Source organism: Rossellomorea arthrocnemi, assembly GCF_904424705.1.
Classification (GTDB): domain Bacteria; phylum Bacillota; class Bacilli; order Bacillales; family Bacillaceae_B; genus Rossellomorea; species Rossellomorea arthrocnemi.
In genome coordinates, this window is the sequence record NZ_CAJGBF010000008.1 from 37,588 (window position 1) to 63,589 (window position 26,002).

General features: G+C 43.5%; 27 protein-coding genes and 2 riboswitches. All 27 genes read right to left on the minus strand.

Annotation, left to right across the window (positions count from 1 at the left end; all coding sequences use genetic code 11):
- Nucleotides 1-126: 126 nt before the first annotated feature.
- Nucleotides 127-1,410: a collagen-like domain-containing protein gene (locus BAA9072_RS24510; RefSeq protein ID WP_201714997.1), complete on the minus strand. Its 1,284-nt coding sequence runs from the start codon at nt 1,408-1,410 to the stop codon at nt 127-129.
- A gap of 1,127 nt (nt 1,411-2,537) precedes the next feature.
- Entirely contained in the window at nt 2,538-4,100 is a 1,563-nt protein-coding gene (locus BAA9072_RS12370; protein ID WP_201714998.1) for a long-chain-fatty-acid--CoA ligase, read from the minus strand.
- A 171-nt stretch (nt 4,101-4,271) separates the two neighbouring features.
- A complete protein-coding gene (locus tag BAA9072_RS12375; protein WP_201714999.1) occupies nt 4,272-5,576 on the minus strand; it encodes a nucleobase:cation symporter-2 family protein in 1,305 nt (434 codons plus the stop codon).
- The gene (locus BAA9072_RS12380) at nt 5,576-6,163 is read right to left on the minus strand and encodes a xanthine phosphoribosyltransferase (RefSeq protein ID WP_201715000.1); all 588 of its coding nucleotides are present in this window, start codon (nt 6,161-6,163) and stop codon (nt 5,576-5,578) included. Before BAA9072_RS12380 ends, BAA9072_RS12375 begins: the two co-directional genes overlap by 1 nt.
- A gap of 129 nt (nt 6,164-6,292) precedes the next feature.
- Nucleotides 6,293-6,394, minus strand: a riboswitch (purine riboswitch).
- Nucleotides 6,395-6,510: 116 nt separating this feature from the next.
- The gene (locus tag BAA9072_RS12385) at nt 6,511-7,062 is read right to left on the minus strand and encodes a precorrin-2 dehydrogenase/sirohydrochlorin ferrochelatase family protein (protein WP_201715001.1); all 552 of its coding nucleotides are present in this window, start codon (nt 7,060-7,062) and stop codon (nt 6,511-6,513) included.
- The gene (locus BAA9072_RS12390) at nt 7,043-7,798 is read right to left on the minus strand and encodes a sirohydrochlorin chelatase (RefSeq protein WP_201715002.1); all 756 of its coding nucleotides are present in this window, start codon (nt 7,796-7,798) and stop codon (nt 7,043-7,045) included. Before BAA9072_RS12390 ends, BAA9072_RS12385 begins: the two co-directional genes overlap by 20 nt.
- On the minus strand, nt 7,799-8,563 hold the full coding sequence (gene cobA, locus BAA9072_RS12395) for a uroporphyrinogen-III C-methyltransferase (RefSeq protein ID WP_201715003.1): 765 nt from the start codon (nt 8,561-8,563) through the stop codon (nt 7,799-7,801). It abuts the gene before it with no gap.
- A 10-nt stretch (nt 8,564-8,573) separates the two neighbouring features.
- On the minus strand, nt 8,574-8,798 hold the full coding sequence (locus BAA9072_RS12400) for a DUF3906 family protein (protein WP_201715004.1): 225 nt from the start codon (nt 8,796-8,798) through the stop codon (nt 8,574-8,576).
- A 13-nt stretch (nt 8,799-8,811) separates the two neighbouring features.
- The gene (locus BAA9072_RS12405) at nt 8,812-10,422 is read right to left on the minus strand and encodes a nitrite/sulfite reductase (protein WP_201715005.1); all 1,611 of its coding nucleotides are present in this window, start codon (nt 10,420-10,422) and stop codon (nt 8,812-8,814) included.
- Nucleotides 10,423-10,434: 12 nt separating this feature from the next.
- A complete protein-coding gene (gene cysC / locus BAA9072_RS12410; protein WP_201715006.1) occupies nt 10,435-11,037 on the minus strand; it encodes an adenylyl-sulfate kinase in 603 nt (200 codons plus the stop codon).
- A 13-nt stretch (nt 11,038-11,050) separates the two neighbouring features.
- The gene (sat, locus tag BAA9072_RS12415) at nt 11,051-12,196 is read right to left on the minus strand and encodes a sulfate adenylyltransferase (RefSeq protein WP_201715007.1); all 1,146 of its coding nucleotides are present in this window, start codon (nt 12,194-12,196) and stop codon (nt 11,051-11,053) included.
- Nucleotides 12,197-12,239: 43 nt separating this feature from the next.
- Nucleotides 12,240-13,262, minus strand: a complete 1,023-nt coding sequence (locus BAA9072_RS12420; protein WP_201715142.1) for an inorganic phosphate transporter — start codon at nt 13,260-13,262, stop codon at nt 12,240-12,242.
- Nucleotides 13,263-13,319: 57 nt separating this feature from the next.
- Nucleotides 13,320-14,018 carry a phosphoadenylyl-sulfate reductase gene (locus tag BAA9072_RS12425; protein WP_201715008.1) on the minus strand — a complete coding sequence of 233 codons (699 nt, stop codon included), beginning with the start codon at nt 14,016-14,018 and terminating at the stop codon, nt 13,320-13,322.
- Between the two features lie 102 nt (nt 14,019-14,120).
- The gene (locus BAA9072_RS24515; protein ID WP_330999293.1) at nt 14,121-14,276 is read right to left on the minus strand and encodes a YezD family protein; all 156 of its coding nucleotides are present in this window, start codon (nt 14,274-14,276) and stop codon (nt 14,121-14,123) included.
- An 86-nt stretch (nt 14,277-14,362) separates the two neighbouring features.
- Nucleotides 14,363-14,468: riboswitch (SAM riboswitch) on the minus strand.
- Nucleotides 14,469-14,660: 192 nt separating this feature from the next.
- On the minus strand, nt 14,661-15,065 hold the full coding sequence (locus tag BAA9072_RS12435) for a MaoC/PaaZ C-terminal domain-containing protein (protein ID WP_201715009.1): 405 nt from the start codon (nt 15,063-15,065) through the stop codon (nt 14,661-14,663).
- The gene (locus BAA9072_RS12440) at nt 15,062-15,511 is read right to left on the minus strand and encodes a MaoC family dehydratase N-terminal domain-containing protein (RefSeq protein ID WP_201715010.1); all 450 of its coding nucleotides are present in this window, start codon (nt 15,509-15,511) and stop codon (nt 15,062-15,064) included. Before BAA9072_RS12440 ends, BAA9072_RS12435 begins: the two co-directional genes overlap by 4 nt.
- A 23-nt stretch (nt 15,512-15,534) precedes the next feature.
- Nucleotides 15,535-16,293, minus strand: coding sequence for a 3-oxoacyl-ACP reductase FabG (gene fabG / locus BAA9072_RS12445; protein WP_201715011.1), 759 nt, complete (start codon nt 16,291-16,293; stop codon nt 15,535-15,537).
- A gap of 21 nt (nt 16,294-16,314) precedes the next feature.
- Nucleotides 16,315-17,490: an acyl-CoA dehydrogenase family protein gene (locus BAA9072_RS12450; protein WP_201715012.1), complete on the minus strand. Its 1,176-nt coding sequence runs from the start codon at nt 17,488-17,490 to the stop codon at nt 16,315-16,317.
- 24 nt (nt 17,491-17,514) lie between these two features.
- A complete protein-coding gene (locus BAA9072_RS12455; protein ID WP_201715013.1) occupies nt 17,515-18,489 on the minus strand; it encodes a quinone oxidoreductase family protein in 975 nt (324 codons plus the stop codon).
- Between the two features lie 11 nt (nt 18,490-18,500).
- Nucleotides 18,501-19,274, minus strand: a complete 774-nt coding sequence (locus BAA9072_RS12460; protein ID WP_408015233.1) for an enoyl-CoA hydratase/isomerase family protein — start codon at nt 19,272-19,274, stop codon at nt 18,501-18,503.
- Between the two features lie 17 nt (nt 19,275-19,291).
- Nucleotides 19,292-20,368, minus strand: coding sequence for a phosphotransferase family protein (locus tag BAA9072_RS12465; protein WP_201715015.1), 1,077 nt, complete (start codon nt 20,366-20,368; stop codon nt 19,292-19,294).
- Nucleotides 20,369-20,384: 16 nt separating this feature from the next.
- Nucleotides 20,385-20,801, minus strand: a complete 417-nt coding sequence (locus BAA9072_RS12470) for an acyl-CoA thioesterase (RefSeq protein ID WP_201715016.1) — start codon at nt 20,799-20,801, stop codon at nt 20,385-20,387.
- Nucleotides 20,802-20,878: 77 nt separating this feature from the next.
- Nucleotides 20,879-21,445, minus strand: a complete 567-nt coding sequence (locus BAA9072_RS12475; protein ID WP_201715017.1) for a TetR/AcrR family transcriptional regulator — start codon at nt 21,443-21,445, stop codon at nt 20,879-20,881.
- Between the two features lie 34 nt (nt 21,446-21,479).
- Nucleotides 21,480-23,075, minus strand: coding sequence for a long-chain-fatty-acid--CoA ligase (locus BAA9072_RS12480; protein ID WP_230980849.1), 1,596 nt, complete (start codon nt 23,073-23,075; stop codon nt 21,480-21,482).
- A gap of 48 nt (nt 23,076-23,123) precedes the next feature.
- Nucleotides 23,124-23,873, minus strand: a complete 750-nt coding sequence (locus BAA9072_RS12485; protein WP_201715018.1) for an SDR family NAD(P)-dependent oxidoreductase — start codon at nt 23,871-23,873, stop codon at nt 23,124-23,126.
- A 19-nt stretch (nt 23,874-23,892) separates the two neighbouring features.
- Entirely contained in the window at nt 23,893-25,122 is a 1,230-nt protein-coding gene (locus BAA9072_RS12490) for an acyl-CoA dehydrogenase family protein (RefSeq protein ID WP_201715019.1), read from the minus strand.
- A gap of 33 nt (nt 25,123-25,155) precedes the next feature.
- Nucleotides 25,156-25,929, minus strand: coding sequence for an SDR family oxidoreductase (locus BAA9072_RS12495; protein ID WP_201715020.1), 774 nt, complete (start codon nt 25,927-25,929; stop codon nt 25,156-25,158).
- Nucleotides 25,930-26,002 lie beyond the last annotated feature (73 nt).

Sequence of the window (26,002 nt, forward strand, 5' to 3'; positions counted from 1 at the left end):
AATATTGATGGGAGGAGTTCCTGAAATCAAAATTCCATATTTATACAAAACCATCATGGGAACCACCCCCCCGCGCTCCCCATTCCCCTGAAAAATCCTGAAAAGCTACAAGCATTTTTATACATTTTAGGATTCAGCAATTTTATGAACCGACCAGACCATTCCTCCTGTTCCTCCCCCTATGTTTAAAGAGATATTCAATCCATTCGCCTCATAAAATAATCCTATCTCGTCCCCCGCATTTAATTCCACATCTCCGGCCAATGTAACGGTTCCACTTCCCAGTACTGCCCGTAATGTCAAAATAAGGACAACATTAACATTTAAGATCGGGAATAGTCCTGAGACCAGATCTGTATTATCATTGATCCTCCGCATGATAAAAGCAGGATTGACATTCGAACCCAGGGTGATTGAGAGCGCTGCGGTTGTTTGATAATTGAACGTTGCAAACAGGGCATACCTTCCAGCTGAAGGGACCGTATAAATCCCCTGTAGTGCGTCGAAGTTTATATTGCTGTAGTAGGGAGAATTGACTGACCATTGTGAAATTTGTTGGGTAGAAGATACCCCCAGCGCACTGGACGATGCAGAAAATCCTTCTTGGGCAAATGCAGGTCCAGGTTCCCCTTGTGGGCCCGTTGGACCGGGTTCTCCCTGAGGGCCGACTGGACCGATTTCACCCTGCGGCCCTTGTAGACCCTGCTCTCCTTGCGGGCCGGTTAGACCAGTTTCTCCCTGGATGCCCTGTTCCCCTTGTGGGCCGGTTAGACCAGTTTCTCCCTGGATGCCCTGTTCCCCTTGTGGGCCCGTTGGACCGGGATCTCCCTGAGGGCCGACTGGACCGATTTCGCCCTGCGGCCCTTGTAGACCCTGCTCTCCTTGCGGGCCGGTTAGACCAGTTTCTCCCTGGATGCCCTGTTCCCCTTGTGGGCCCGTTGGACCGGGTTCTCCCTGAGGGCCGACTGGACCGATTTCGCCCTGCGGCCCTTGTAGACCCTGCTCTCCTTGCGGGCCGGTTAGACCAGTTTCTCCCTGGATGCCCTGTTCCCCTTGTGGGCCCGCTGGACCGGGTTCTCCCTGAGGACCGACTGGACCGATTTCACCCTGCGGCCCTTGTAGACCCTGCTCTCCTTGCGGGCCGGTTAGACCAGTTTCTCCCTGGATGCCCTGTTCCCCTTGTGGGCCCGCTGGACCGGCTTCTCCCTGAGGGCCGACTGGACCGCGAACTCCCCGTAACCCACGAGGACCTCTTGGCCCAGGTGGTCCCTCATAACAATTTTTTTTATATGGAAATAAATCTTGACAAGAAGTTGGAGCAAACAAATGATCCACTTCAATGGGGGCAGGATTAAAATATGATTTCTTTCTCCTTAGTTTTATATAACGATTATTTGTAAACTCTCTCATACGCTTCACATCCTTTTAATTCAACATCTATTATTAATATATTTCCAATAAGTACAATTTGATTGGACAATCAAAGAAACTCAATAGGAAATCAAGGAATATTTCTCTATCAATATAGACATTCAAAGATGGAAGAAAATTAAATGAAGATTAAGAGATAAGTAAAAAATAATAATGGATATCCGTTTTTATCTTGTATGTTTTTATTACTCTGCCCCTATGAATTCCCCAAATTAATTATTGATTAATTTGAATACTGTATAAATGTATTCCCATTAGAAAATGCTCAAAACCTTATAACTATCAAGTTTTAAGAGACTTACCTGCTTCTTACCATTTAGTAAAAGGGGATTGGATTCCAATTGAAAATTAACGAAAAATAGGCGAACAAAAACTCCAGGCTGATGGGCAAACTCAGTTGTTTTTTCCTTGTCATACCATAAATAAGGTCGATCTTTAATTTGTTTTTAACATTGATACTCACCTAAATTTTCAAATTATTATTATACGGCAATAATGCGACTAAATTTCCTCAACTGAATTATTGGAAAACTTTTCTTTTGAATTTATCGGAGTGAAAGGTTTTCAATGAAGTAATGAAAGATAATGTTTGGAATGTATCGATCTTACTTTCTATCGATTACTACTGTTCATTTTCTTTAAATTCCTTTTTCTATCTCTTATTTTCTGCCTCATGTGCTTAATCCACACGATTAGAACAAATGTTCCTTTTTTAAAAATGTTTTTGTAACCGAATTGGCCACTGAATAAATGCAGTATTTTAGAGGTAAAAAACGATATCTAAATTCCGAGACTCCAGATTCTCTTCTAAGCCACGATAGACTAGTAGGGAGACATTTTGCCCCCCTAATAACTGCATTTTTAACTACTTTTTCAGTGGTCACGTAAACGAACAGAAGCTTTTTCAAACAAAATTAATTAAGGAATGATTGATGGTTTAATTATTTATTGCCTTCTGATTTTTTATACCGTTTCTAATTTTTGCCTCTCACATTCTTGGGTGGTTTTCTTTCATCTAATTCGTGCCATTACCTGCTCCTGGGACTGGAGGAACCTTTTTCAAAAATGGCCAGAAATGTTTATGGACCCCAAAATGGAATTCTATCTCAAATTCGATATTCTTTTACCACATCACTTCCTCTTAATAAAAACTTTTGGATTTTACCACTGGCATTTCGAGGAAGTTCGTCTACAAAAAGATATTCCCTTGGCCTCTTATAATCAGAGAGCAGATCCCCATTTTTTAAAAAGACATCAAGATCCTCTGAAGTGAGAGAAGGATTTTTCGAAACTACAACTGCCATAACCTTCTCTCCCCACTTTTCATCTGGCTTCCCGAGGACCGCGACATCCAAAACATCTTCATGAACATGCAGTGCGTCTTCCACTTCACGCGGATAAACGTTTTCTCCTCCCGAAATCACCATATCATCCACTCTGTCAGCTACATATAGATATCCTTCCTCATCCATATAACCTAAGTCACTGGAATGGTACCAGCCTTTATACAACGTTTTTTCCGATGCTTCTTTCCGATTTAAGTATTCAAGCATCGTGCAGGAACCCCTGACAATGATTTCCCCGACTTCACCTGGTTTACAGATATCGTCTGGCTCGGAAGGACCGTTTTCACTGGGTCTTACCACTCGAATTTCATGATTATAAGCAGCTCGTCCTGCCGAACCTGTCTTCGTCAACTGTTCATCCTGAAGCAGAAACGTCACCGCCGGTCCCATTTCCGTCTGACCATACGCCTGGATCAGGTCGATCTTCATCTTTTCATGAAGAGCCCTGACAAGAACAGGTGCCATCGGCGCAGCCCCATATAGACCGATCCTCAGTGAAGAAGTGTCATACTCTTCCACCCCATGCTGAAGGAGCATATTCCACATGGTAGGTGCTGCGAAAAGCGTTGATACGTTCTCACGTTGTATGACGTCCAAAACGGTGTGTGGCTGGAATTGATGGACAATGATATTCTTTGATCCCGCTTGTACTCGTGGCAGGAAACAGCAATGAAGCTCGGCACAATGGAACATGGGTGCTGTCACAAGTCCGATATCATTGGGTGAAATTCCCATGACCGATGTACAAATCAAGCTCTGCTCGGCCATATCCCGGTGTCTGTGCAGCACCCCTTTTGGTCTTCCTGTAGTCCCGCTCGTGTACATGACGGCATAAACGTCCGTTTCTTCTACTGTAATGTCTGCCAATTCCGTGGAACAAGGACTCACTATCTCGTTATAGCTATGTGCAAATTCTGGTGCACTGTCCCCCACATACCAAAAATGAGTTTGAGGAAAACTTTTTGAAATCTCCTCTATTGGATGGGTGAGTGATTCTTCAAAAATAACAACGTGAGGTACTGCATCTTCTAAAATATATTGTATTTCCTTTCCCTTTAGCCGGAAATTTATCGGATTGATTACAGCACCAATTTTCCCGCATGCAAAATATACGTTTGCTAGCTCCAATGTATTAAATAGATACGTAGAAACCCTGTCCCCTTTTTTTACACATGCATCCTGCAGGGCATTAGCCACACGATGAACTTCATCCTGCCATTGTCCATATGTTAACCGCTTTCCCGTCTTCTCTTCTACAATGGCTTCCTTATCGCGATATTTCTTTACAGTTTGGTCAAAAATAGATCCAGTCGTTGCGTACATATTTTCCCTCCTCGTGATTAAGATAAATCCTTTCTTACACATTCCCTATCCATACTGTTCGTGCCATGTGTACGAATCCCCTCCTCTTATATCTGATAATTCAGAATTATTTTAACGATAAAAAGCCGTCACCTCTATATGAAATAGAAATGACGGTTTTGCAGAGAAAATTCAGGAAGCTTTCTGTTCACTAACCACAACATTCAGCTTTCGCTTTGAAAACACGTTAAAGAATACATTCAATCCAATCGCCGTCAAACTGCCTGCTACAATTCCATTATCCGTCAAGATACGGATGCTGGATGGCATTTGAGCAAACAATTCCGGAACCGCTGTTACACCAAGTCCCATTCCAACAGAGCACGCGATGATCAGTAAGTTCTCCTGTGAAGCAAAATTCACGTGACTTAACATTTTAATTCCGTATGCCACAACCATACCGAACATGGCCACCATCGCCCCTCCTAATACAGAAGCAGGAATCACCGTGGTGAGAGCCCCGATTTTAGGGACAAGACCAAGGATCACCAGAAAAGCCCCCATGACATAAATCACATTATTCCGCTTCACGCCTGAAAGCTGTACCAACCCGACATTCTGGGAGTACGCCGTATACGGAAAAGCGTTAAATAGTCCACCCAACAAGATGGCTAACCCCTCAGCACGATATCCTCTTGATAAATCTTCTTCAGAAATCTCTTTATCGCTGATATCCGCAAGAGCGAAATAAACACCCGTTGATTCTACCAGACTGACCATGGCTACAAGGATCATGGTGAGAATGGCTGTAATTTCAAATGTCGGCATCCCGAAGTAGAATGGTTTTACCATATGGAACCATGACGCATCACCAACCGCACTGAAGTCCACTTTCCCTAACACAAATGCAACGGCAGTCCCTGCCATCAACCCGAGTAAGATGGAAATAGAGCGGACAAACCCTGTAAAGAATTTATACAAAAATAAAATAAATAACAAAGTTCCAAACGCTAATGACAAATTTTCCACCGAACCGAAATCACTACTACCCTGTCCTCCAGCCATATTGTTCATGGCGACGGGGATCAGTGTGATCCCGATGATGGTCACGACAGATCCCGTTACAACAGGTGGGAAGAAGCGGACAAGCTTTCCGAAATATTTACTGATTACGACAACGAAAAGACCTGAAACGAGAATCGATCCATAAATAGCAGAAATCCCATACTGACCTCCAATGGCAATCATGGGCCCAACCGCCGTGAACGTACAACCCAGAACAACTGGCAGTCCAATCCCGAAGAAACGGTTCTTCCACACTTGCAGCAAAGTTGCGATTCCACACATTAAGATATCGATGGAGACCAGGTAAGTAAGCTGTTCTCCTGAGAGTCCAAGTGCTCCTCCAACAATTAAAGGTACGATAACCGCTCCTGCATACATTGCAAGAACATGCTGAATACCGAGTGATGCAAGTTTAAGCGGCTGATTCTTCATTATACTCGTGCCTCCTCTTTCCTAAATTGTACTTCTCCGTTTTCAAGAGACCCTATTTCAGCTAAGGATTCTACCTTATAACCGGTTGCACGAACAAGATTTCCTCCGTCTTGGAAGGACTTTTCAATAACAATCCCGATTCCAGCTACTTCTGCACCTGCTTGTTTCACTAAATCCACTAATCCAAGGGCTGCCTGTCCGTTCGCCAGGAAATCATCCACTAATAATACCCGATCACTTTCTTGTATGTACTTATTTGAGATTGAAATCGTGTTTTCTTCCTGCTTAGTGTATGAATACACCTTTGAAGTCAGGATGTCTTCTGATAGAGTCAACGATTTCCTCTTACGTGCAAATATGAGAGGAACATTCATCTGAAGAGCAGCCATTACTCCCGGAGCAATCCCTGATGATTCAATGGTCAGTACCTTTGTGACTCCATGGTCCTTAAAACGTTCCGCAAATTCTTTTCCAATTTCCAACATTAATTCTGGATCCACCTGATGGTTCAGGAATGAATCTACTTTTAATACCGTTTCTGAAAGGACAATACCCTCATTTTTAATTTTCTCTAGTAATAAATTCATGGTTTAGAAGCTCCTTACCTGTTTTAAGATTTAAGATATACAATCTACTAAAAAACCCAAAGATCATTGTACTCACACCAGAGTGAGACAATGATCTTTGGGATAGGCAAAGTGCGTCCGCCCTTAACGAACTCATCACTGCTCACTCATAGTCGAATCATTTACGGTAATCCGGTAGAAACTCGCAGGCCATATCCCCGCTATTATATGAGTGAAAACGAATATTGATTTGATAATGGATAGTATACCGGCATCTCCTTCATTTGTAAAGGTCCATTTCTTAACAATACAATCACTTATCTAATTATTGTTCGTATAATGGGCCCACGGATGATATTCCCTTCCGTTTACAGCTGTTCTGAAAGTTGTTTTAATAGCTTTCTTTTCTCCCCCTCTGACAAGTCTGAATCCTTGATTTCTTTTCTTTTGGAGGAAATGAACGCAAGCTTCTCAAAAAAAGAATCATCAAATGGCTGAAAAATTTGATTGGAAAGTTTTTTTGCCAGGAATGGACTTGCTCCACCAGTTGATACAGCTATCGTGAAATTCCCTCTTTGCTTAAAGGAAACCATCTGCATATTTCCACAATCACCATTATCCACTATACATAAAAGCTGATTTTCCTCAGAGTGCGCATTCACTTGTTCGTTTGCATCTCGGTCATTCGTAGCGGCAATGACGATGAACGCACTTCTTAAATCTTCCGGCAGCACTTCTCTCTTGATCCATGAAATTTTATTTTCTTCACATAATACTTGGATCTGATCCACCACTTTCGGACTGATGACTGTTATCTTTGCTCCGTGTTCTAAAAACACGGAGAGCTTCCGGAGAGCCACTTTCCCTCCACCTGCAATCGTTACTTGTTTTCCCCTCACATCAATCATGATTGGCAGCATATAAATCTCCTTTAGTCCAAAGTGATTCATTTACACGCTCCAGGAATGCTACTTCTACAAGGGGGTCATATCCTAAATAGTTCCCCAGGAAGATGTGATCGTTTTTAGTCCGGCGTATTTCCTTTTTAATCCCTTTCATGAGCAATCCTGTAAACAAAAGGTATGGAATGAAGATGACGTTTTTCTCCGTATGTGTCAAGTATTCCAAGGTCTCTGTAAAGCTTGGTGAGGCCCCCGTTAAATAGCAGGTCTTTACCTCAGATAATTGAGTTCTTCTATATATAAGATCAGCGATAGCATCTAAATCCCTCAAAACATCCGGATCGGTACTTCCCCGTCCAATTAAGACAGCAGCGGTAGATGAATTCATCGGCACAGCTTCCTCTATTTTCTTTATGACACTTTCTGCCATGTTATCGTGAACACCAATAGGACGACCATAATTCACCTTTATATGGGGATAGGCATCCCTGCATTTTGAAATTTCAACAGGGATATCCTTTTTGGCATGAACAGCAGTCAAAAGGAGGAGTGGGACGACTGATACGTGAGTTGCGCCTTTTTCAACGCATGTGCCAAATCCTTCTTGAATGGAAGGTGAGGCAAGTTCCAGAAAGCTTATTTCCTGGATATCCGCATCGACTTTATCCTGACACCTCTTAATAAAGGCAATCGCCTCTTCTCGAGCTTTTACAACACGGCTTCCATGGCAAACGTACAAGACTGCCCGCTTCATCTATAAAGCCTCGCTCATGACTATTTTCTTTTCAAACCATTGAATCTTTTCACGATACCGGACCACTTCACCAACGATGATCATACTTGGATTCTCTATTTTTTCTTCTTTCACAATCTCAATGATTGTATCCAGTGTACCTGTGACCGTTTTTTGTACTTCGGTTGTTCCCCAATGGATAAGAGCAACAGGTGTATCCCTGCACTTTCCGTATTGGATAAGTTTCTCCTTAATATATGGAAGGTTACTGACACCCATATAGATCGCAAGTGTATCAATTCCTTTAGACAGGCTTTCCCACTTTTCATCTTCCTGCTGATTGTTCTGTTTATGCCCCGTTACAAAGGCAACGCTTGAACTTGTGTCACGATGAGTGACAGGAATCCCTGCATAAGCAGCCGCCGCGATTCCTGACGTGATACCCGGGACGATTTCAAACGGAATCCCTTTTTTCGCACATGCTTCCGCTTCTTCTCCACCCCTTCCGAATATAAAGGGGTCTCCCCCCTTTAACCTCACCACCAGTTTTCCGCTGGAAGCGTAACGCACAAGAAAATGATTGATCGTATCTTGTTTCATCGTATGATAGTTTGGCAGTTTCCCGCAGTAGATTAAGTCTGCACCCTTCTTCGCATAAGAGAGGAGCTCTTTATTCACCAAGCGGTCATAAAGTATGACATCTGCTTTTTGTATCATTTTCAACGCTTTAACCGTAATCAATTCCGGATCTCCAGGACCTGCACCCACTAAATATACCTTTCCCATTGTTTCCCTCCTAAGATTTAATGATTGTTTCCTGTTCGTGCAGGACAAATCCTGCACCATTTCCACGAATTCTCTTTTTTTCATAAAGTGAGATGTCCACCACTTCCGGTTTCTTCAAAAAATACTTCTCAAGTTCGATTTCAACCAGGTCAAAAGCTTTCTCATCCGTGTCAGCTGCTATTACGACAATCGTGACAAAGTCCCGGGCAGTGACTTCAAATCGATACAAATTCATATTCATTGCCTCCTTACGCTTCCTGTAGCAGTTGATCCAATGATTCCTGAAGGGGAGCTGTACCGACACGGTTTATATAGTCAAAAAACGTTTCCCCCTGCTCTCTTGTTTGTTTGAAATGAATCAAGAGTTGCTTGACGACCTCGCCTAGATTGGAAGCTTCGACTTTCCCTTTTAACTTTTCATTTAACTTCCCGCCGTCCTGAAGGGTACCGCCTACGTAGATTTCAAATGCTTCAATCATTTTCTTATCTTTCGTCCTCATTTTGATTCCTTGTAGACCGATATCTGCAATTTGTCGCTGTCCGCATGAATTCGGGCAACCGACCATATGGATTCTGACTGGTACATCCAACGACAATTCCTGATCCAGTTGATTTGCGATTTGTCTCATCCGCTCCTTTGTCTCCACTAAAGCGAGATTGCAATATTCAATCCCTGTGCATGATACAGAATATCCGATGAAAGATAATGGACTAGTTGAAATCCGGTCAAAGATCTTTTCAGAGAGTAAAGCATCTACATGCTCATCCGGTATATTCGGTATGATGAGATTCTGAGAGTTACAGTTTCTGAGTTCACCATTTCCATATTTATTGGAAATCCTTGCGAGCTCATATACTTCATCTGAATTCAGTCTGCCAACAGGAACATTCAGTCCCACATAATTCAGACCTTCCTGTTTCTGAGGATGAACACCGTAGAAATATCCTGCGTTCCAGCCTTCTACTGCATTGGTTCCTGCCGGTGGAAGATCCACATATTCCAACAGCTTCTCTTTGAATTTCCCTGGTCCCCAGTCGGCCATTAAAAATTTCAAGCGGGCTAAATGCCGTTTCTCCCGATAACCGAAATCACGGAAAATGGTCGTAAGGGCAACCGTTACGTCTTTCACTTGATGAGGAAGAACAAATACATCCAATTCTTGTGCCAGAAGTGGCCTGGAAGACAACCCACCTCCGACCTTCAGGTGAAAACCGTTTTCCTCTTTCCCATCTATCTGCTTTTTCGCCGGAAGGAAAGAAACACAGTTGATTTCGGCATTCGCTGCATTGTTGACGTTCGCCGAGATCGACACTTTATATTTTCTCGGTAAATTTGAAAAATCTTCATTATGCTGGAAGAAATCATACACTTCCTTTACAACGGCTCTTGTATCGAAGAGTTCATCCGGATCGATTCCGGAAAGGGGGTTTCCGACGATATTCCGTGTGATATCCCCGCATGCCCCTGCAGAAGATAAACCGACTTTCTCCAGGCGTTTGAAGATATCAGGGATTTGTTCGATCTTCAACCAGTGGAACTGGATGGCCTGTCGGGTCGTGATGTCATAGACGTCCCTGCCGTATTCTTTACAAATGGCCGCAAGCTCCCGTGCCTGTTCATAGCTCAGTATGCCGGACGGGACGTTCACCCTCATCATGAAATACCCATCTTCTTTAGGTCTTTGCAGGTAAAGACCTGCCCATTTGAATTTATCCCACTCTTCTTTCGGGATGGATGCAAACCCGTTTTCTGCATAATATGGAATATCTTTGAAGATTGCCAATCCGTCTTTTTCCAGCTTCCATTTTTCTGTTTTATTGAGCTTCTCATTCGATTCCCATGATTTTGTATAAGCCATTATTTTCTCTCCTTATATAAGTTGTTTTTGTTTTAGTACGAGCAGTAAAGACTCGGCACATTCTTCCAGGGATTGCTTCTCTGTATTGAGAATGATCTCCGGGTTTTCCGGTTCTTCGTATGGGGCACTGATTCCCGTGAAGTGAGTGATTTCCTGATTACGGGCTTTTTTGTATAAGCCTTTGGGATCACGCTTTTCACATTCCTCTAAAGAACATTGTACAAACACTTCCAGAAATTCTTCCGGTCTTACTAATTTACGTACGAGATTCCGGTCTTCCCTGTAGGGCGAAATAAAGGCTGTGAGGACGATTTGACCGCTATCGATAAAAAGTTTAGACACTTCCCCGATCCGCCTGATATTTTCTTTGCGACCATCTTCATTGAAGCCTAAATCTTTATTCAATCCATGGCGGATATTGTCCCCATCAAGGACATACACCTGCTTTCCCTGTTGAAAAAGGGAAGCAGCCAATGCATTGGCTAAAGTTGATTTACCCGATGCCGATAACCCCGTGAACCACAGGATGAAACTTTGATGCCCATTATGTTTCCTTCTCTCCTGTTTCGTAATCGCTGTTTCATGCCATACGATGTTTTGTTGTTTTTCACTCAATCTATGCTCCTCCTCAAGACGATTGTTTTGATTCCTGTTTCAACCCATTAATTAAGACTTTAATCACTTCTGGTCGACTAAATGTGGAGGGAGGAACTTCTCCACTGCGGAGCATCCCTCTCACTTTTGTTCCTGAAAGGATGACGTGATGTTCATTTCCATGAGGACAGGTCTTCGTTGTCGCCATTCCTTCACATTTCTTACAATAGAAGCTATGTTCGAAGCGAAGAGGAATAATCCCGATATCTTCTTCGCTGAACTGATCAAAGATTTTTTGTGCATCATAAGTTCCGTAATAACTACCCACGCCTGCATGATCTCTTCCGACAATAAAATGAGTACATCCATAGTTTTTTCGAACTAATGCATGAAAGATGGCTTCCCTTGGTCCGGCATATCTCATGGCAGCAGGAAAGACTCCGAGAAATACACGGTCTTTCGGGTAATAGTTCTTTAATAAGACGTCATAGCTTTCCATACGAATATCTGCTGAAATATCGTCTGCTTTTGTTTCCCCGACTAATGGATTCAAAAATAGGGCATCCACGGTTTCCAACGCTGTTTTTTGAATGTACTCGTGTGCCCTGTGAACAGGGTTTCTAGTTTGGAAACCGACAATCGTTTTCCACCCCTTTTTGTTAAACCATTTACGCGTTTCAGCTGGATCAAATGTATACTCACTGAAAGGTTTTGCCTGTCTCTTTAGCAATGTGATCTTGCCTCCGACATACACGTCCCCCCGCTGGAATAATTTCTGTACGCCTGGATGATCCTTGTCGATCGTGCCGTATACAAGAAAGGCTTCTTTTTGTTTATCAGGTTCAAAAACATCCTCTATTTCAATAAGGCCATATGTTTCACCCTTATATACCAGCCTGCTCGTTATCCCTTTCTTCAAGTAACCTGCTTTATCTTTCTCAATTGGCAGGGTGATGGGAATGCTCCAAACACATCCATTCTTTAACCGCAATGATTCAACCACGTTCTGATAATCCTGTTCTGTCAAAAATCCATCGATTGGACTGTATGCCCCAATGGCAATGAGCTCCAAATCACTTAACGCGATTTCATCCAGCTGGATTTCTTGTTGAATGTCCTCAAATGGTGCTTGAGGTAAATAAGATTGAACCAATACTCCTCCGTGTGGCTGTAAACTCATGTAAAATATCCTCCTTAACATATTGTTTTAATCGGAATTAAGTTTATATTCCCCCTCCATCTTCGTGGACAGACCGTCTTTCCTCATTAATGACCCGCATAAGGGACAAGGCTCCCGCTGTGGCAATGATGACGCTGATAGGGACCACGATCGAATACAGGTCGCTATCGACCAAGAGTTTAACTAAAAAGTACGAAATACTGAGTGAAATCAGGGGAGAGACCACCCAGATTTTGACGATTTTTTTTACAATTTTCTTTTGCAGCATGTGCTTACCGTTTTTAGCTACACCTAAGCCTATGATGGAAGAGGACGTGACCTGTGTGAGAGGAATCGGTAATCCATACAGGGAGCTAACCATGACGAGAATGGCTCCTGTAGAAGATATCGTGATTCCTTCTGCTTTAGAGTACTGGGTAATTTTCTTTCCGTTGGTTTCGACAACTTTCTTTCCCAGCAATATCGCGCCAAGTGCCACAAATAAACCACCTATAAAGATACCCCGTGAAGGTGATAGCAGTCCCGCCCCCACCAATGGGCCGACAGCGTTTGCTACATTATTCATCCCTGCTGAGAAAGCTTCAAAGAACCCTGCGATGATCAGCAGGTAAGCAAGCCATCTTTTTTCAAAATGATACCCCCTCTTTTCCAGTCGCACTATACCTAAACCGAAAATCCATGTAATAAAGAACGCAATGACCGGGACAATCACCCAAAAAGACATGATTGTAACAAGTGACTTCACATAAAGAATCTGATAAGCTACGCCGACTCCTACAACCGCTCCTACCGTTACTTCACTCGTTGATAACGGAATTCCGATTACATTCGCCAAAAACAATGAAATCGTCGCAGACAACAAGATAATGATGACGATTTTAATTGACAATAGATTTTGAGGAATAATCCCTGAACTAATTGTCTTTACTACCTCTCCTCCTCCAAGGACCGCTCCACTCAGGACACCCGCGGCACAAATCCATAATGCTGTCCTGATGTTCTTTATCGCTCCCGCACCATATGCAACTCCCATTGATGCTGCCGCTCCACTGGCACCAATATTCATGGCGAAGAACAAACTAATGATCAGAGCCGTGATTTCAAGCAAAGAGTAACACCTGTGTTAATGAAGGCCACATTCTGTTTTCCCTTTTCCTTTCCATCTTCCGGAGCGGAGATCATTGATGTCGAAGGCAGGTGTTGTACAGTGAAAACAGCCTATACTCGGATACCCCTGGTCGTGAAGGGCATTATATGAAAGATTATGCTTATGGACGTATCGCCAAATTTCCTTCCAGGTCCAATGGATCAGTGGGCAAATTTTAACCGACTGAAATTTATCATCCTTATTAAGGAATTCAACATGACTTCTTGTCGGGGATTGTTCCCTTCTTAATCCCGATATCCATGCATTGCCTTTGGATAAGGTTTCTTTTAGGGGGTCAAGTTTTCGAATTTGACAGCATTGATTCGGATTTTTCTCCCAAAGTCTATCTCCATGTGCTTCTGCCTGTTCCTTGAGTGTCAGTTCAGGCTTTTTCATATGAATGGTCAGACCCGGATAGGCTTCCTTCACCTTTTCGATCGTTTCATAGGTCTCCTTGAAATGTACACCGGTATCCAGGAAAACAATGGCCGCCTGCGGTTGTACCTTGGATATGAGATCGATTAGTACAATCCCTTCAATTCCAAAACTGCATGCATATACCACGCTTTCACCATAATGATCATATGTCCACTTCAGAACATTCAACGCTCCTTTGTAAACAGGATCCACTTCAAATTTCACGGCTGGTTGTTTCCAAGTCCGATAGGTTAACATGATAAACCCCTTTCCCTGATGCTTATCCAAATAAAAAGAGACGATAACAAGATATAGTAGTCCCTTTATCTTTGTTATGCGCCTCTAGTTTGTCTAGTCAGCTTATTTAATTCGGACTTTTTCATTTTTCTCTAATTGAATGACTTTTCCATCTTGAACGATAATCGTGATCGAACCAAAACTCATGGTTTCGAGCATGGACTGGATCTTCTCTGCGACCACGTCAAACTGTGCTGGTTGGCTCTTTTCTTTTGTCACATGATACCCCCAATTTTTCATCTTATCCAGATCAATCATGCATAAAAAAACAACTTTCCATTTTGGAAAGTTGTTCAGGTAAGGTTACCTTATCTTCCAAAATGGCTTCACATTTTGCTGGAATTAGCACCTTACAATACGTAGGTTGCTGGGCTTCACAGGGCCAGATCCCTCCACCACTCTGGATAAGAGTTATTCATTTTAATATTCTAAATAATATCATAATTCACGAAGAAGTCAACCCGAGTTTTTCGATCGGATTTATGTCTTTTGACTCATTTTTGGAAAAACTACTTCTCTCTATGTTTATTCAATCGGGGTGGAATCTACGACATATTTCTAGAAAGCTATGTTTTATTTAATTCTGCTGTTTTTTCTCTGAAACTAATAAAACGCTTTAAAGATTACTTTCCCTTCAAGTACTTTTTTCTCTGCTTGATTGATTGCGAAAATGTTAAAATGAAAGGTCTCTGCCATTTTTTTCGCCATTACTGCCCGTAATGTAATCACATCATGCAACATGACCATCCCTTTAAAACGTACCGAGTACTCTTTGATAAACCCTTCTTCATAGTGGAGGCTGAAGAGTTTGGACACATTTCCCATCGTCCACATGCCATGAGCGATGATGCCTGGAAGGCCAAGTTTCAAGGCTTCATCATCGATGGTATGAATGGGGTTAAAATCGCCGGAAGCTCCTGCGTATTTGATCAGATCCATTCTAGTTACCGGTGCCAATTCTACCGGGGGAAGTGTACCACCTATTTCGATCGATTGAAGTGTTGTCATGTACTCAACCTCTTTCTAACTTCTTCTGTGATAATGACAATTGCTTGGGAAGTGAAGATCCTCTTTCCCCTTAAGTCTTCACCCACGTCTTCAATGACAAGGAAACCGAGTTTCCCTCCCGTGCCATCGCGTTCATAATAGTCTTTAATTTCCGTGAAACATTGAATACTTTCCCCAACCTTCAATGGTCTTTCATAATGAAAGGATTGCTCCCCGTGAATCAAGCCAACATTGGGTAAATGAAAACCTTCGATCGTTCCATAGTCGAACACTCTTGGAAAGGTGGGTGGTGCAATGTTTCCCCCATATGAGGAGTGTTTTCCTGCCATTTCATCCACATAAATGGGATGGGGGTCGCCAATGGCTTCCGCAAATTTCCGAACCGCTCCTTTTTCTACGGAATTTTCGACAGGAGTAGACCGCTTACCGATATATGATTGAAACATATCCTGCACCTCTTTCTCTTTTTTTAGCTTTTCGGTCCCCCTGAAACGTATAGGACTTGACCATTGACAAAAGATGAACGTTCATCTGCAAAAAATGCCACGGCATTCGCTATATCTTCGGGCTGCCCGCATCTCCCAACGGGAATACCTGGAAGACTCGCTTCGATTAATTGCTCGAATGGAATTCCAATTCGTTTCGCTGTCTCTTTCGTCATATCGGTTTCGATAAAACCCGGTGCTACTGCATTCGTCGTAATCCCGAAAGGACCAAGTTCTATGGCAAGGGTCTTCGTTAATCCCTGAAGACCTGCTTTCGCTGTAGCGTAGTTGGCCTGGCCACGATTTCCAAGTGCTGAGGTGGATGAGATATTGATGATACGTCCATACTTTTCTTTTACCATGTATGTTTGAGCCGCCTTCGCTACATTGAATGAACCGTTTAAATGCACATCCATGACCGCCTGCCAATCAGGCTCGGTCATTTTGAATAAAAGATTATCCCTGATGACACCTGCATTGTTGACGACAATATCAAGGGATCCAAATGATTCATATACTTCCTTCATCGCATTTTCCACTTCCTGAGATTCCACTACATTTGCTACTTTTGTATATAATTCAAACTGCTTTAATTCTTCAGCTGCTTCTTGCAATGCCTCACCATTTACATCGATGACAGCAACCTTTGCTCCTTCTTCAGCAAAAAGTCTCGCAATTGCTTTACCGATTCCTCTGCTTCCACCCGTTATCAATGCCACTTTACCTGCGAATCTCTCTCCCATCACTTCTGCCTCCTTATCCAATTATACAAATTGCCCCAGTTTCACATGACCTTTTAATAAATTCCTTGAGATGATCAGTTTCTGGATTTCATCGGTCCCATCATAAATGCGCCATAACCTTGCCTCCCGATACCAGCGTTCAATGGGTAGCTCTCTTGTATAGCCCATCCCCCCGTGAATTTGGAGGACACGATCAACGACTCGGTTACCCATATTGGATCCATAAAGTTTTGCAATGGACGCAACATGGCGATTATCCTCCCCCTTATCCAGAGTGAATGCTGCATTTAATACGAGCCATCGTGCCGCTTCAATTTCCACGGCGGAATCAGCAATCTGCCATTGAATCGCCTGTCGATCCGCAATAGGCTTTCCAAAGGTCTCCCTCTCTTTAGAATAATCAATGGCCATTTGAAGAAGACGTTCTGCTGCCCCGACCGCCTGGGCACCTACGATCCAGCGGGCAAAGCCGATCCATTCCAAGCCCAGATCGTAGCCGCCTCCGATTTCACCCAAAATATTCTCTTCCGGAACTTTTACATCATCAAAGAAAAGACTTGCCGGTCCCCATTCCCCCATTGTGTGGATATATTCAGACGTCCACCCCATGCTTCGATCCGCTATGAAGCATGTGACTCCTTCACGACCGGTACGACGATGTTTTTCTTTATCCGTCACGGCCATGACCATCACAAAATCTGCTTCATTTCCACCGGTGATGAACGTTTTCTCTCCATTTAAGATCCATTCGTTTCCTTCTTTCACGGCTGTAGTCCGGATATTACGGGTATCGGATCCTGCACCGGGTTCTGTCATGGCAAAACATGATTTCTTGTCTCCATTAATTGTCGGTATCAAATAGTTTTTCTTCTGTTCTTCGTTGGCATAATAAAGAATGTTATCGGCATACCCGCCAAAGGAGAATGGTACAAAGGTCTTGGAGATTTCCATATAGACGATCGCCATCATCATTTGACCAAGATCCGCCCCTCCGTATTCCTCCGGAGTGTTGATGCCCCAGAATCCGGCATCTCTCGCCTTCATTTGCAACTCTTTCCTTTTTTCTGGAGGGAGACTGGGCTTTCCTTCCCTTTCATTTCGTAGCACTTCATTCTCTAAAGGAATCAATTCTTTCTCTACAAATCGACGAATGGTTTTTTGAATCATCCTTTGTTCATCAGATAAGCGTAAGTTCATCTTTCTTCCCCCTTTTTTATGAAATTAAGGTTGCAGGATCACTTTTCCTACCGTTTGCCTTCCCTGCATGAGGGAGTGAACCTTGGCTGCTTCCTCCAGTGGAAACACGTGCCCGACTGTGACCTTTAAATCGCCAATTGCCACATATTGAAAGATTTCGTTAAGGATTTTCTTGGTCAACTCGGAATTTCTCATCAGAGGAGGAAGAAAGAAACCGGTAACCGACTGATTCTTGGCCATTAATGAAGATGGATAGAATCTGCTTTGCTCTCCGCTTGCTACACCATAAATGATCATTCTCCCGAAATGGGCGAGACATTTTAATGTTTTATAGAAAATGTCACCACCTGCCATCTCCAATGCGAGATCCACACCATTTCCACTTGTAGCATCTAATACTTTTTTCTCCCATTCATCCTCTGAATAGTTAACTAATACATCTGCCCCCATTTCTTTTGCAAGAAGAAGTTTATTTTCTGTACTGGCAGTGGCGATCACTTTACCGGCACCGAATCGTTTTGCTAGTTGAACCGCAAGCAGCCCGACACCACCTGCAGCAGCGTGAATGAGGACGGTTTCACCCTGTTGTAATCTTCCCAGTGTTTTCAAAATATGATACGCACTCAAACCCTGTACGGGTATTGCGGCCACTATTTTGAAATCCAAGCCATAAGGAATGGGGATGATTGATCGTTCATCTGTCAGTGCAAATTCTGCATACCCTCCTGAATCCATCATGGCTACTACCCTATCTCCTTTTTTGACTCTTTTCACACCTTCCCCGACTTCGCTTACAATGCCGGATACTTCGGCACCGGGGATGTATGGGAGACGTGTCTTTACGACATATTGCCCTTCGCGCCTGGCAGTGTCCGCATAATTGACAGCAGATGCATGCACCTGGATCAATACCTCTCTCCCTTGGGGTAAAGGAATGTCAATATCTACATTCTCCAACACATCGGGACCACCGAACTCCTTAAATTGAATCGCTTTCATCTCTATTCCTCCTAATTCCCCGAAAAAGATGGGGTTCTTTTTTCTTTAAACGCTGAAACTCCTTCTAAATGATCTTCCGTTGAAATCATCAGAGTTTGAGTGATTCTTTCCTGTTCCAGTATTTCATCCAGGGAGGTAGTGAATGAACGATCAATCATTTTTTTCATCATTCCGTATGCTTTGCTTGGACCGGTAGCTAAATGAGAAGCAAACACCTTTGTTTCTTCCTCTAATCTATCAGCCGGTACTAGTCTATTGATCACGCCTAATTCATACATCCTCCGGGCAGACACAGATTCTCCTGTAAAAAAGAACTCCTTCGCAAGATGAGGACCGATCAACCGTGGGAGAAAATACGAACCCCCTCCATCAGAAATGAGCCCTACTTTAGAAAAGCTCATTGCAAATTGACTGCTCTCCGATGCAATGAGCACATCACAGGCCAGGGCTAAATTAAATCCGGCACCTGCGGCGAAACCATGGACGGTAGCAATGACCGGCTTTTCTATTTCCTTGATGGCTTTGATACATGAATTTAGTATTCCGATATGTTCATAGACTTGGGCTGGAGTCGCACTTCCCATCGTTTTCACGTCGCCACCGGCGGAGAATGACCTTCCAGCACCGCGGATCACGATCGCCCTGATTTCCTGATTGCGTTCAGCCTCTTCCAGCGCTGTAATCATTCCATTAAGCATGCCCTCATCAAAGGAGTTTAAGCTGTCTGGTCTATTTAAGGTTACATTCAACACCCGGTCATTCTTTTCGACTAATAGTGATTGCATCGTATTCATCCCCTTCTTTATTCCCTGAAATCAAATGCTGTCTGATTTCCAAGGGTAATTAATGATTGTGCAAACCGATCAAACTCAGAAAATCGGGCATCGCTTGTCTGCCCCGTCTTAAAACGGTAATAGATTTGCTGCACGATGACCGCCAGCTTAAAATAGGCAAAAGACAAATAGAAATGAATATGGTTCACGTCCCTTCCGCTTCTTGTGGCATATTCATCAATGAATTGTCTTCTGCTAAAAAAACCGTCCATTATTGTCACTGGAGGCTTCCCTAGTCCGTTTTTCAACAATTCAGGATCATCTTGTTGGATCCAATACCCCATGGCAACACCCAAATCTGCAAGAGGGTCCCCGACAGTCGCCATCTCCCAGTCAAATAATCCCACCATCGATGTCAGGTCTTCTGAAAACATCGCATTGTTTAATTTAAAGTCATAATGAATGAATGTAGATTCCGCATTTTCAGGGACGTTTTTGATCAACCACTGTGTCAGTTTCCCTACTTCACGAATCTCTCTCGTTTTGGCACGTTCATAACGGTTGATCCACCCGTGAACCTGTCTCTCCATAAAGTGTTCGGGTTTACTGATTTTATGAAGTGCTGTTTTCGTGTGATCAAGGGAATGAAGCTCAACCAATTTTGATACCATTTCTTCCGAGATTTTTTTGCATACCTCTGGTGTGACATCTAGATGCGGGGGGAAAGATGTATCAAATACTTCACCCCTTTTTCGTTCCATGATAAAGAATGGGCTTCCGACAATCTCTTCATCATCAGAGAATACGTATGGTTTTGGCATAACCTCAAACACAGGATGGATCTCTGAAAGGATTCTGAATTCTCTTTTCATATCATGTGCCTTGGGTGCGACCGGCCCTAAAGGGGGACGCCTCAAAACCCCTTCCCATTTCCCCATTGAAAGCAAATACGTAAGATTTGAATGTCCCGCAGAAAACTGTTTAATGCTCAACTCTTCGTGTTGCAGATAAGAAAAGTGCTCTATCAGGAAGTTCTTTAATTTGGCTTCATTTAATTCTTCTCCTTTTCGGACCGAAACCGTTTCATATTCCACCCGTTCCGTCATCTTATCCCTCCCAGATTCAAGAATATTCAGTTTTCTTTGAACAAAAATGAATGTTTAACTGCTTTTTTAACAAGTCAGGGATTACTTTACTACGCTGTTCCTGGAAATCAAAGTAAACAATCACCGCATTCCCTCGTGCAATCAAATGATGAGTTTCCGCACATAAAATATCATGCTCTAACTGAAAGCTTTTTGTTCCGACCCTGGAGATATAAGTGGTGATCTCCAGTTCTTGATTGAAATAACCTTGTGATACGAAATCACATTTGGTGGAAGCTAAAATAAAACGCCAATCCTTCACATCCATGTCGAATCCGATTGTTTGAAAGAATTTAATTCGTGCTTCCTCTAAATAGACAAAGTAAGTGGTATTGTTTATATGCCCCAACGCGTCTGTTTCACAGAATCTACTCTTTACCGTGATGGTTTCCAAGTAACCGCCTTCCTTCCCATATTATACTAACCGGTCGGTATGTGCAGAGTAGAGGAAAAGATGAAACGGCTTTCCCTCTACTCTGATTCAATCCCTTTTAAAACCATATCGACAAATGTACCTGCTATTTCTTTATCAGATTTCGCACCACCCGGCTTATACCATTGATAACTCCAGTTCATCATACCGAGTATACCAAAGGCTACAACGGAAACGTCAAAGTCGTTTCGGAAATCCCCGGACTTTCTTCCTTCTTTCAAGAGCTTTTCAATATTAAAGCGGTACATATCCCGTTTGGGTTCGATTTGATCCAGGCTCTCATTGCTCAAGTGTCTCATCTCTCTGAAAAACACTTTGGCACTTGCTCCCTGCTCATTGATGTCCACAATGGAAAGATGAATGATGTCAAAAAGTTTCTCACGGAAACATTTGCTGTCATCTTCTAGAATCTTTTCCTGTTTGGCCAATAAGCCATCTATATATCGCACATGAATTTCCTTTAAAAGCTCTTCTTTACTGGAAAAATAGTAATAGAATGTTCCTTTCGTCACCCCAATTGATTCGACGATGTCCTGAATGGAAGTGACGGTAAAACCTTTTTCATCAAACAACTGCACTGCTTGTTCTGTCATTTTTTCTTTCATATGATGTCCCCTCAATCTGCCAATATCAACTGAATTATATCACATTTTCCCGGAGGGCCCTTCTTAAAATCTTCCCTACACTGGTCTTTGGGAGTTCATCCCGAAATTCGATGATCCTTGGGACCTTGAATGAAGACATATTCCCATGGCAAAACCTAACCAATTCTTGTTCTGTCACCTTTTCACCTGCTTTTTGCACGATTATCGCCTTCACCGTTTCTCCCCGATATGAGTCAGGTACCCCGATCACGACAGCTTCCTGTACGCTTGGATGTTCATAGATGACTTCTTCCACTTCCCGGGGATACACATTATACCCTGAAGCAATGATCATATCTTTCTTGCGGTCCACAATCGATACATACCCTTCATCGTCCATCCGGGCAATGTCTCCTGTATAAAGCCACCCATCTCGAAGCGCATTGGAGGTTTCTTCAGGTAAATTCCAGTAGCCTTTCATGACCTGGGGACCTTTGATAATCAGTTCTCCTATGTCTCCGGTAGATACTTCCTTCATACCAGTAGCCAGATCGACTACCTTATAATCTGTAGATGGAAGGCCGATTCCGACCGTTCCAGGCTTCCTCTCTGCAAAGGCGGGATTACAATGGGTCGTCGGAGAGGCTTCTGACAAACCATACCCTTCCAATATCTTTGCTCCTGTTTTCTTCTCGAACTGATTTAATAGCTCAACAGGCATGGGGGCACTTCCGCTATTGCATATCTTGATTGAATCAATCCCGTACTCTTCGGCATCAGGGTGATTGGTAATCGCCACATACATGGTCGGCACTCCCGGAAACAGTGTAGGTTTCTCCTTCTTAATCGTCGTTAATACTTCTGAGAGTTCAAAACGAGGCAGAAGGATCATTTCATTCGCTGAATAGATGGAAAAATTCATGCATGAATTCATTCCAAATACGTGAAAGAAGGGGATCACACTCAGACTTCTTTCTTCCCCTGTTTGAATGCTATCTTTGAAAAAGCTCTGACTTTGCATGACATTTGAAAGGATATTGCTGTGTGTAAGCATCACACCCTTTGACACGCCGGTTGTTCCACCTGTGTATTGAAGGACGGCCACATCTTCTGGTTCTATTGAAATGTGAGAAACCCCTTCGCCACCCACTTTTAAAAATTCATTAAAATTGTAGTCAGACAAGGCGTTTTCACTTTGGAAGCTGACTACGATGATCGTATTCACCTTTGTTTCTTTCTGAATGGATTTAATGATCGGATAAAAGCGGTCTAAAACTACGATGGTCCCTGCTCCGGAGTCATTAAGTAAATGGATGAGTTCCCTTTCAACGGACATCGGATTCACCTGTGTGACAATCCCACCAACGGTAAGGATTCCATAATACGAAATGATATATTGTGGACAGTTAGGCAGCATGATGGCGACCCGGTCCCCTTTCTTCGTCCCGGTTTGTTGAAGTGAAGCAGAAAACAATGTAACAGCTTCTTGGAGTTCTCTATATGTCATGCGGTTTTGATAGAAGCTTATACAGGGATGTGCCGGATACGTTGAAGCGATTTGTCGGAGCATATCAGGTAATGAGAAATCAATTGCCGGTACTTCAGTTTCAAACGATTCAGGATAATGAGCGTGCCATGATTTAGTTGTCACAAAATCATTCCTTCCGTTTTTGATTATTCAGATGCCACTGTAAGGTCCCTAATAGATCAACCCACCACCATCTACTGATAATGTGGCTCCCGTGATAAAGGATGCTTCATCCGAAACCAGAAACAAGATCGCAGATGCCACTTCATCCGGGCTCCCAATCCTCTTGAGGGCATTTGCCTGAGAAATAACTGACCATTTCCTTTCATCCTTCTTCCACCCCTCAATGATATTCGTATCGATAATACCAGGAGCTACAGCATTCACCCGGATACGATCCTTTCCATATTCCAAAGCGGCGTTTTGCGTCAACAAGACCACTCCGCCTTTTGCCGCATTATAGGCTGATACGTACTTTCTCCCTTTTAACCCAAGAAGACTCGAGACGTTCACGATAACTCCCCCCTTCTTCATCAGTTCCGGTACGCTATATTTCATTCCAAGGAATATGCTCTTTAAGTTGGTATCAAGGACATCATCCCATTCCGTCTCTTCTAAATCGACACCCCTGACTTCCGACTGTCCAATCCCTGCATTATTAACCAGGATATCAAGACTTCCGAAATGCTCGACGGTTTTATGTACGAGCCTTTGTATGCTTTCACTTTCTCTCACATTCGTCTTCATATACAATGCCTGCCCATTTTGTTCCTCAATGAGCCTTACTGTTTCTTCCCCATTCGCTTCATCCATATCTGCCACGACCACGGCAGCACCTTCTTCAGAAAATCTTAGAGCTGTCGCACGTCCGATTCCACCGCCTCCTCCGGTAATGATGGAAACCCTTCCCGCGAGTCTCATAATCCATCACTCTCTCTTCCTAGCTCTCTACCGGAGAAGCTTTTTGATATTTTTCCAGCTCTAATTTAGCCAATTGGGCACGGTGCACTTCATCAGGTCCATCGGCAAGTCGTAATGTACGGGCATTCGCCCATTGCGCCGCCATGGAATGATCACCTGATACTCCGGCAGCCCCAAATGCCTGAATCGCCCTGTCTATGACACGTAATGCCATGGAAGGCGCCACTACCTTGATCATCGCGATTTCCTGTTTGGCCAATTTATTCCCCCGGGTGTCCATCATATAAGCAGCTTTCATGGTCAGAAGGCGAGCCTGTTCAATTTCGATTCTAGAATCCGCGATCCATTCTTTTACAACGCCTTGACTTGAGAGCGTATTCCCAAATGCTTCCCTGCTTTGAACACGCTTACATAATTCTTCAAGTGCTCTTTCCGCTGCCCCGATCAAACGCATGCAATGGTGGATCCTGCCTGGACCTAATCGCCCTTGAGCAATGGCAAAACCTTTCCCTTCTGCCCAGATCATATTCTCTAAGGGCACCCGGACATCGGTAAAGGTGATTTCTCCATGCCCATGGGGAGCGTGATCGTATCCAAAGACCGGAAGCATCCGTTCGATTTTCACACCATCTGCGTCCAAAGGTACGATGATCATGGATTGCTGTTCATGGCGTCCTGCATCAGGGTCTGTTTTCCCCATTAAGATAGAGAAGCTGCACCGTGGATCACCTGCGCCGGAAGACCACCATTTCCTGGCATTGATAACGTATTCATCCCCGTCACTATCGATGCTTGCCTTGATATTTGTAGCATCGGATGAAGCGACTTCCGGCTCCGTCATCGAGAAACAGGAGCGGATCTCACCATTCAGGAGGGGGATCAGGTATCGCTCCTTTTGGGCAGGGGTGCCGTAACGCTCTAACACTTCCATATTTCCGGTATCCGGAGCGTTGCAGTTGAACACTTCCGGACCGATTAAAGACCTGCCCATGATTTCGCAAAGCGGTGCATATTCCACATTACTTAATCCTGCCCCATACTCACTGTCTGGTAGAAATAAGTTCCATAACCCTTGTTTTCTTGCTTCGGTTTTTAATTCTTCCATGATGGGCGGGACCGAACTCCATCGGGTGTCCTGCCTGTTTAATTGCTGTTCGTAAAGGGATTCATTCGGGTATACGAACTCTTCCATGAAGCGGGAGAGTTTATTTTGATATTCTTGTACTTTTGGAGAATAGGAGAACTCCATGACATCCATCCTTCCTTAGGGAGAATAATTTGGTTACATCGCCGATGAGCCGCCATCCACCACAAGGACTGAGCCTGTTACAAAATCAGATGCACGGGAAGCAAGGTATAGAGCCGCTCCCTTTAAATCATCTTCGCTGCCCAATCGATTTAAAGGTGTACCTTCTAAAATCGCTTCCCCTGCATGGGAAAGGATTCCCTTTGACATTTTTGTTGGAAAAAAGCCTGGTGCGATCGCGTTTACATTGATCCCCCGAGATCCCCATTTCACAGCCAGATCTTTCGTGAAATTGATGACAGCTGCTTTACTTGTACTATAACCAATGGCATCCATATACCTTGGGTCCGTACCTTGAAGTCCTGCTACGGACGCGATGTTGATGATTTTCCCGTCCTGTTGTGCAAGCATCAGCTTTCCCACGGCCTGTGACATAATGAAGGTTCCATTCACATTTACGTTGATGACTTTATGCCAAGCCTCAAGAGGCATTTCCTCTGCAGGTGCCCCCCACGAAGCTCCACTATTATTCACCAAAATATCAATGCGCCCAAACGCTTTTTTGGTTTTATCCACAACCCTCTCGACATCTTCCGGATTTGTGACATCACATTGAAAGGAAAGAGCTTGAACACCCATCCCCTCTAAATCATTTTTTACTTCATCACATGCTTCTACATTTCTTGAGCAGACCACCACATTTGCTCCTGCTTCAGCAAATCCGGTGGCGATCTGCTTCCCAAGACCCCTGCCTCCACCTGTCACCAGTGCCACCTTTCCAGATAGATCAAACAAGTCAATTACATTCATATTCCTGCCTCCCGTTTCATACAGTCTCCACACACCAAAATACTAACCGGTCGGTATGTTAATTCTATAGTAA

Excerpts from the sequence above, each read along its gene's own strand:
- BAA9072_RS12385 (WP_201715001.1), bottom strand. The coding sequence starts at position 7,062 with ATGCTGCCAATCATGATTGATGTGAGGGGAAAACAAGTAACGATTGCA.
- BAA9072_RS12435 (WP_201715009.1), bottom strand. The coding sequence starts at position 15,065 with ATGACAACACTTCAATCGATCGAAATAGGTGGTACACTTCCCCCGGTA.
- BAA9072_RS12375 (WP_201714999.1), bottom strand. The coding sequence starts at position 5,576 with ATGAAGAATCAGCCGCTTAAACTTGCATCACTCGGTATTCAGCATGTT.
- BAA9072_RS12420 (WP_201715142.1), bottom strand. The coding sequence starts at position 13,262 with ATGAATATTGGTGCCAGTGGAGCGGCAGCATCAATGGGAGTTGCATAT.
- BAA9072_RS12495 (WP_201715020.1), bottom strand. The coding sequence starts at position 25,929 with ATGAATGTAATTGACTTGTTTGATCTATCTGGAAAGGTGGCACTGGTG.
- sat (WP_201715007.1), bottom strand. The coding sequence starts at position 12,196 with ATGAGTTTACAGCCACACGGAGGAGTATTGGTTCAATCTTATTTACCT.
- BAA9072_RS24510 (WP_201714997.1), bottom strand. The coding sequence starts at position 1,410 with ATGAGAGAGTTTACAAATAATCGTTATATAAAACTAAGGAGAAAGAAA.
- BAA9072_RS12390 (WP_201715002.1), bottom strand. The coding sequence starts at position 7,798 with ATGAAGCGGGCAGTCTTGTACGTTTGCCATGGAAGCCGTGTTGTAAAA.
- BAA9072_RS12405 (WP_201715005.1), bottom strand. The coding sequence starts at position 10,422 with ATGGCTTATACAAAATCATGGGAATCGAATGAGAAGCTCAATAAAACA.
- BAA9072_RS12455 (WP_201715013.1), bottom strand. The coding sequence starts at position 18,489 with ATGAAAGCGATTCAATTTAAGGAGTTCGGTGGTCCCGATGTGTTGGAG.
- BAA9072_RS12370 (WP_201714998.1), bottom strand. The coding sequence starts at position 4,100 with ATGTACGCAACGACTGGATCTATTTTTGACCAAACTGTAAAGAAATAT.
- BAA9072_RS12490 (WP_201715019.1), bottom strand. The coding sequence starts at position 25,122 with ATGGAGTTCTCCTATTCTCCAAAAGTACAAGAATATCAAAATAAACTC.
- BAA9072_RS12425 (WP_201715008.1), bottom strand. The coding sequence starts at position 14,018 with ATGTTAACCTATCGGACTTGGAAACAACCAGCCGTGAAATTTGAAGTG.
- BAA9072_RS12380 (WP_201715000.1), bottom strand. The coding sequence starts at position 6,163 with ATGAATTTATTACTAGAGAAAATTAAAAATGAGGGTATTGTCCTTTCA.
- BAA9072_RS12440 (WP_201715010.1), bottom strand. The coding sequence starts at position 15,511 with ATGTTTCAATCATATATCGGTAAGCGGTCTACTCCTGTCGAAAATTCC.
- fabG (WP_201715011.1), bottom strand. The coding sequence starts at position 16,293 with ATGGGAGAGAGATTCGCAGGTAAAGTGGCATTGATAACGGGTGGAAGC.
- BAA9072_RS12450 (WP_201715012.1), bottom strand. The coding sequence starts at position 17,490 with ATGAACTTACGCTTATCTGATGAACAAAGGATGATTCAAAAAACCATT.
- BAA9072_RS12460 (WP_408015233.1), bottom strand. The coding sequence starts at position 19,274 with ATGCAATCACTATTAGTCGAAAAGAATGACCGGGTGTTGAATGTAACC.
- BAA9072_RS12475 (WP_201715017.1), bottom strand. The coding sequence starts at position 21,445 with ATGAAAGAAAAAATGACAGAACAAGCAGTGCAGTTGTTTGATGAAAAA.
- BAA9072_RS12465 (WP_201715015.1), bottom strand. The coding sequence starts at position 20,368 with ATGACGGAACGGGTGGAATATGAAACGGTTTCGGTCCGAAAAGGAGAA.
- BAA9072_RS12485 (WP_201715018.1), bottom strand. The coding sequence starts at position 23,873 with ATGAGACTCGCGGGAAGGGTTTCCATCATTACCGGAGGAGGCGGTGGA.
- BAA9072_RS12400 (WP_201715004.1), bottom strand. The coding sequence starts at position 8,798 with ATGAATTTGTATCGATTTGAAGTCACTGCCCGGGACTTTGTCACGATT.
- cobA (WP_201715003.1), bottom strand. The coding sequence starts at position 8,563 with ATGGGAAAGGTATATTTAGTGGGTGCAGGTCCTGGAGATCCGGAATTG.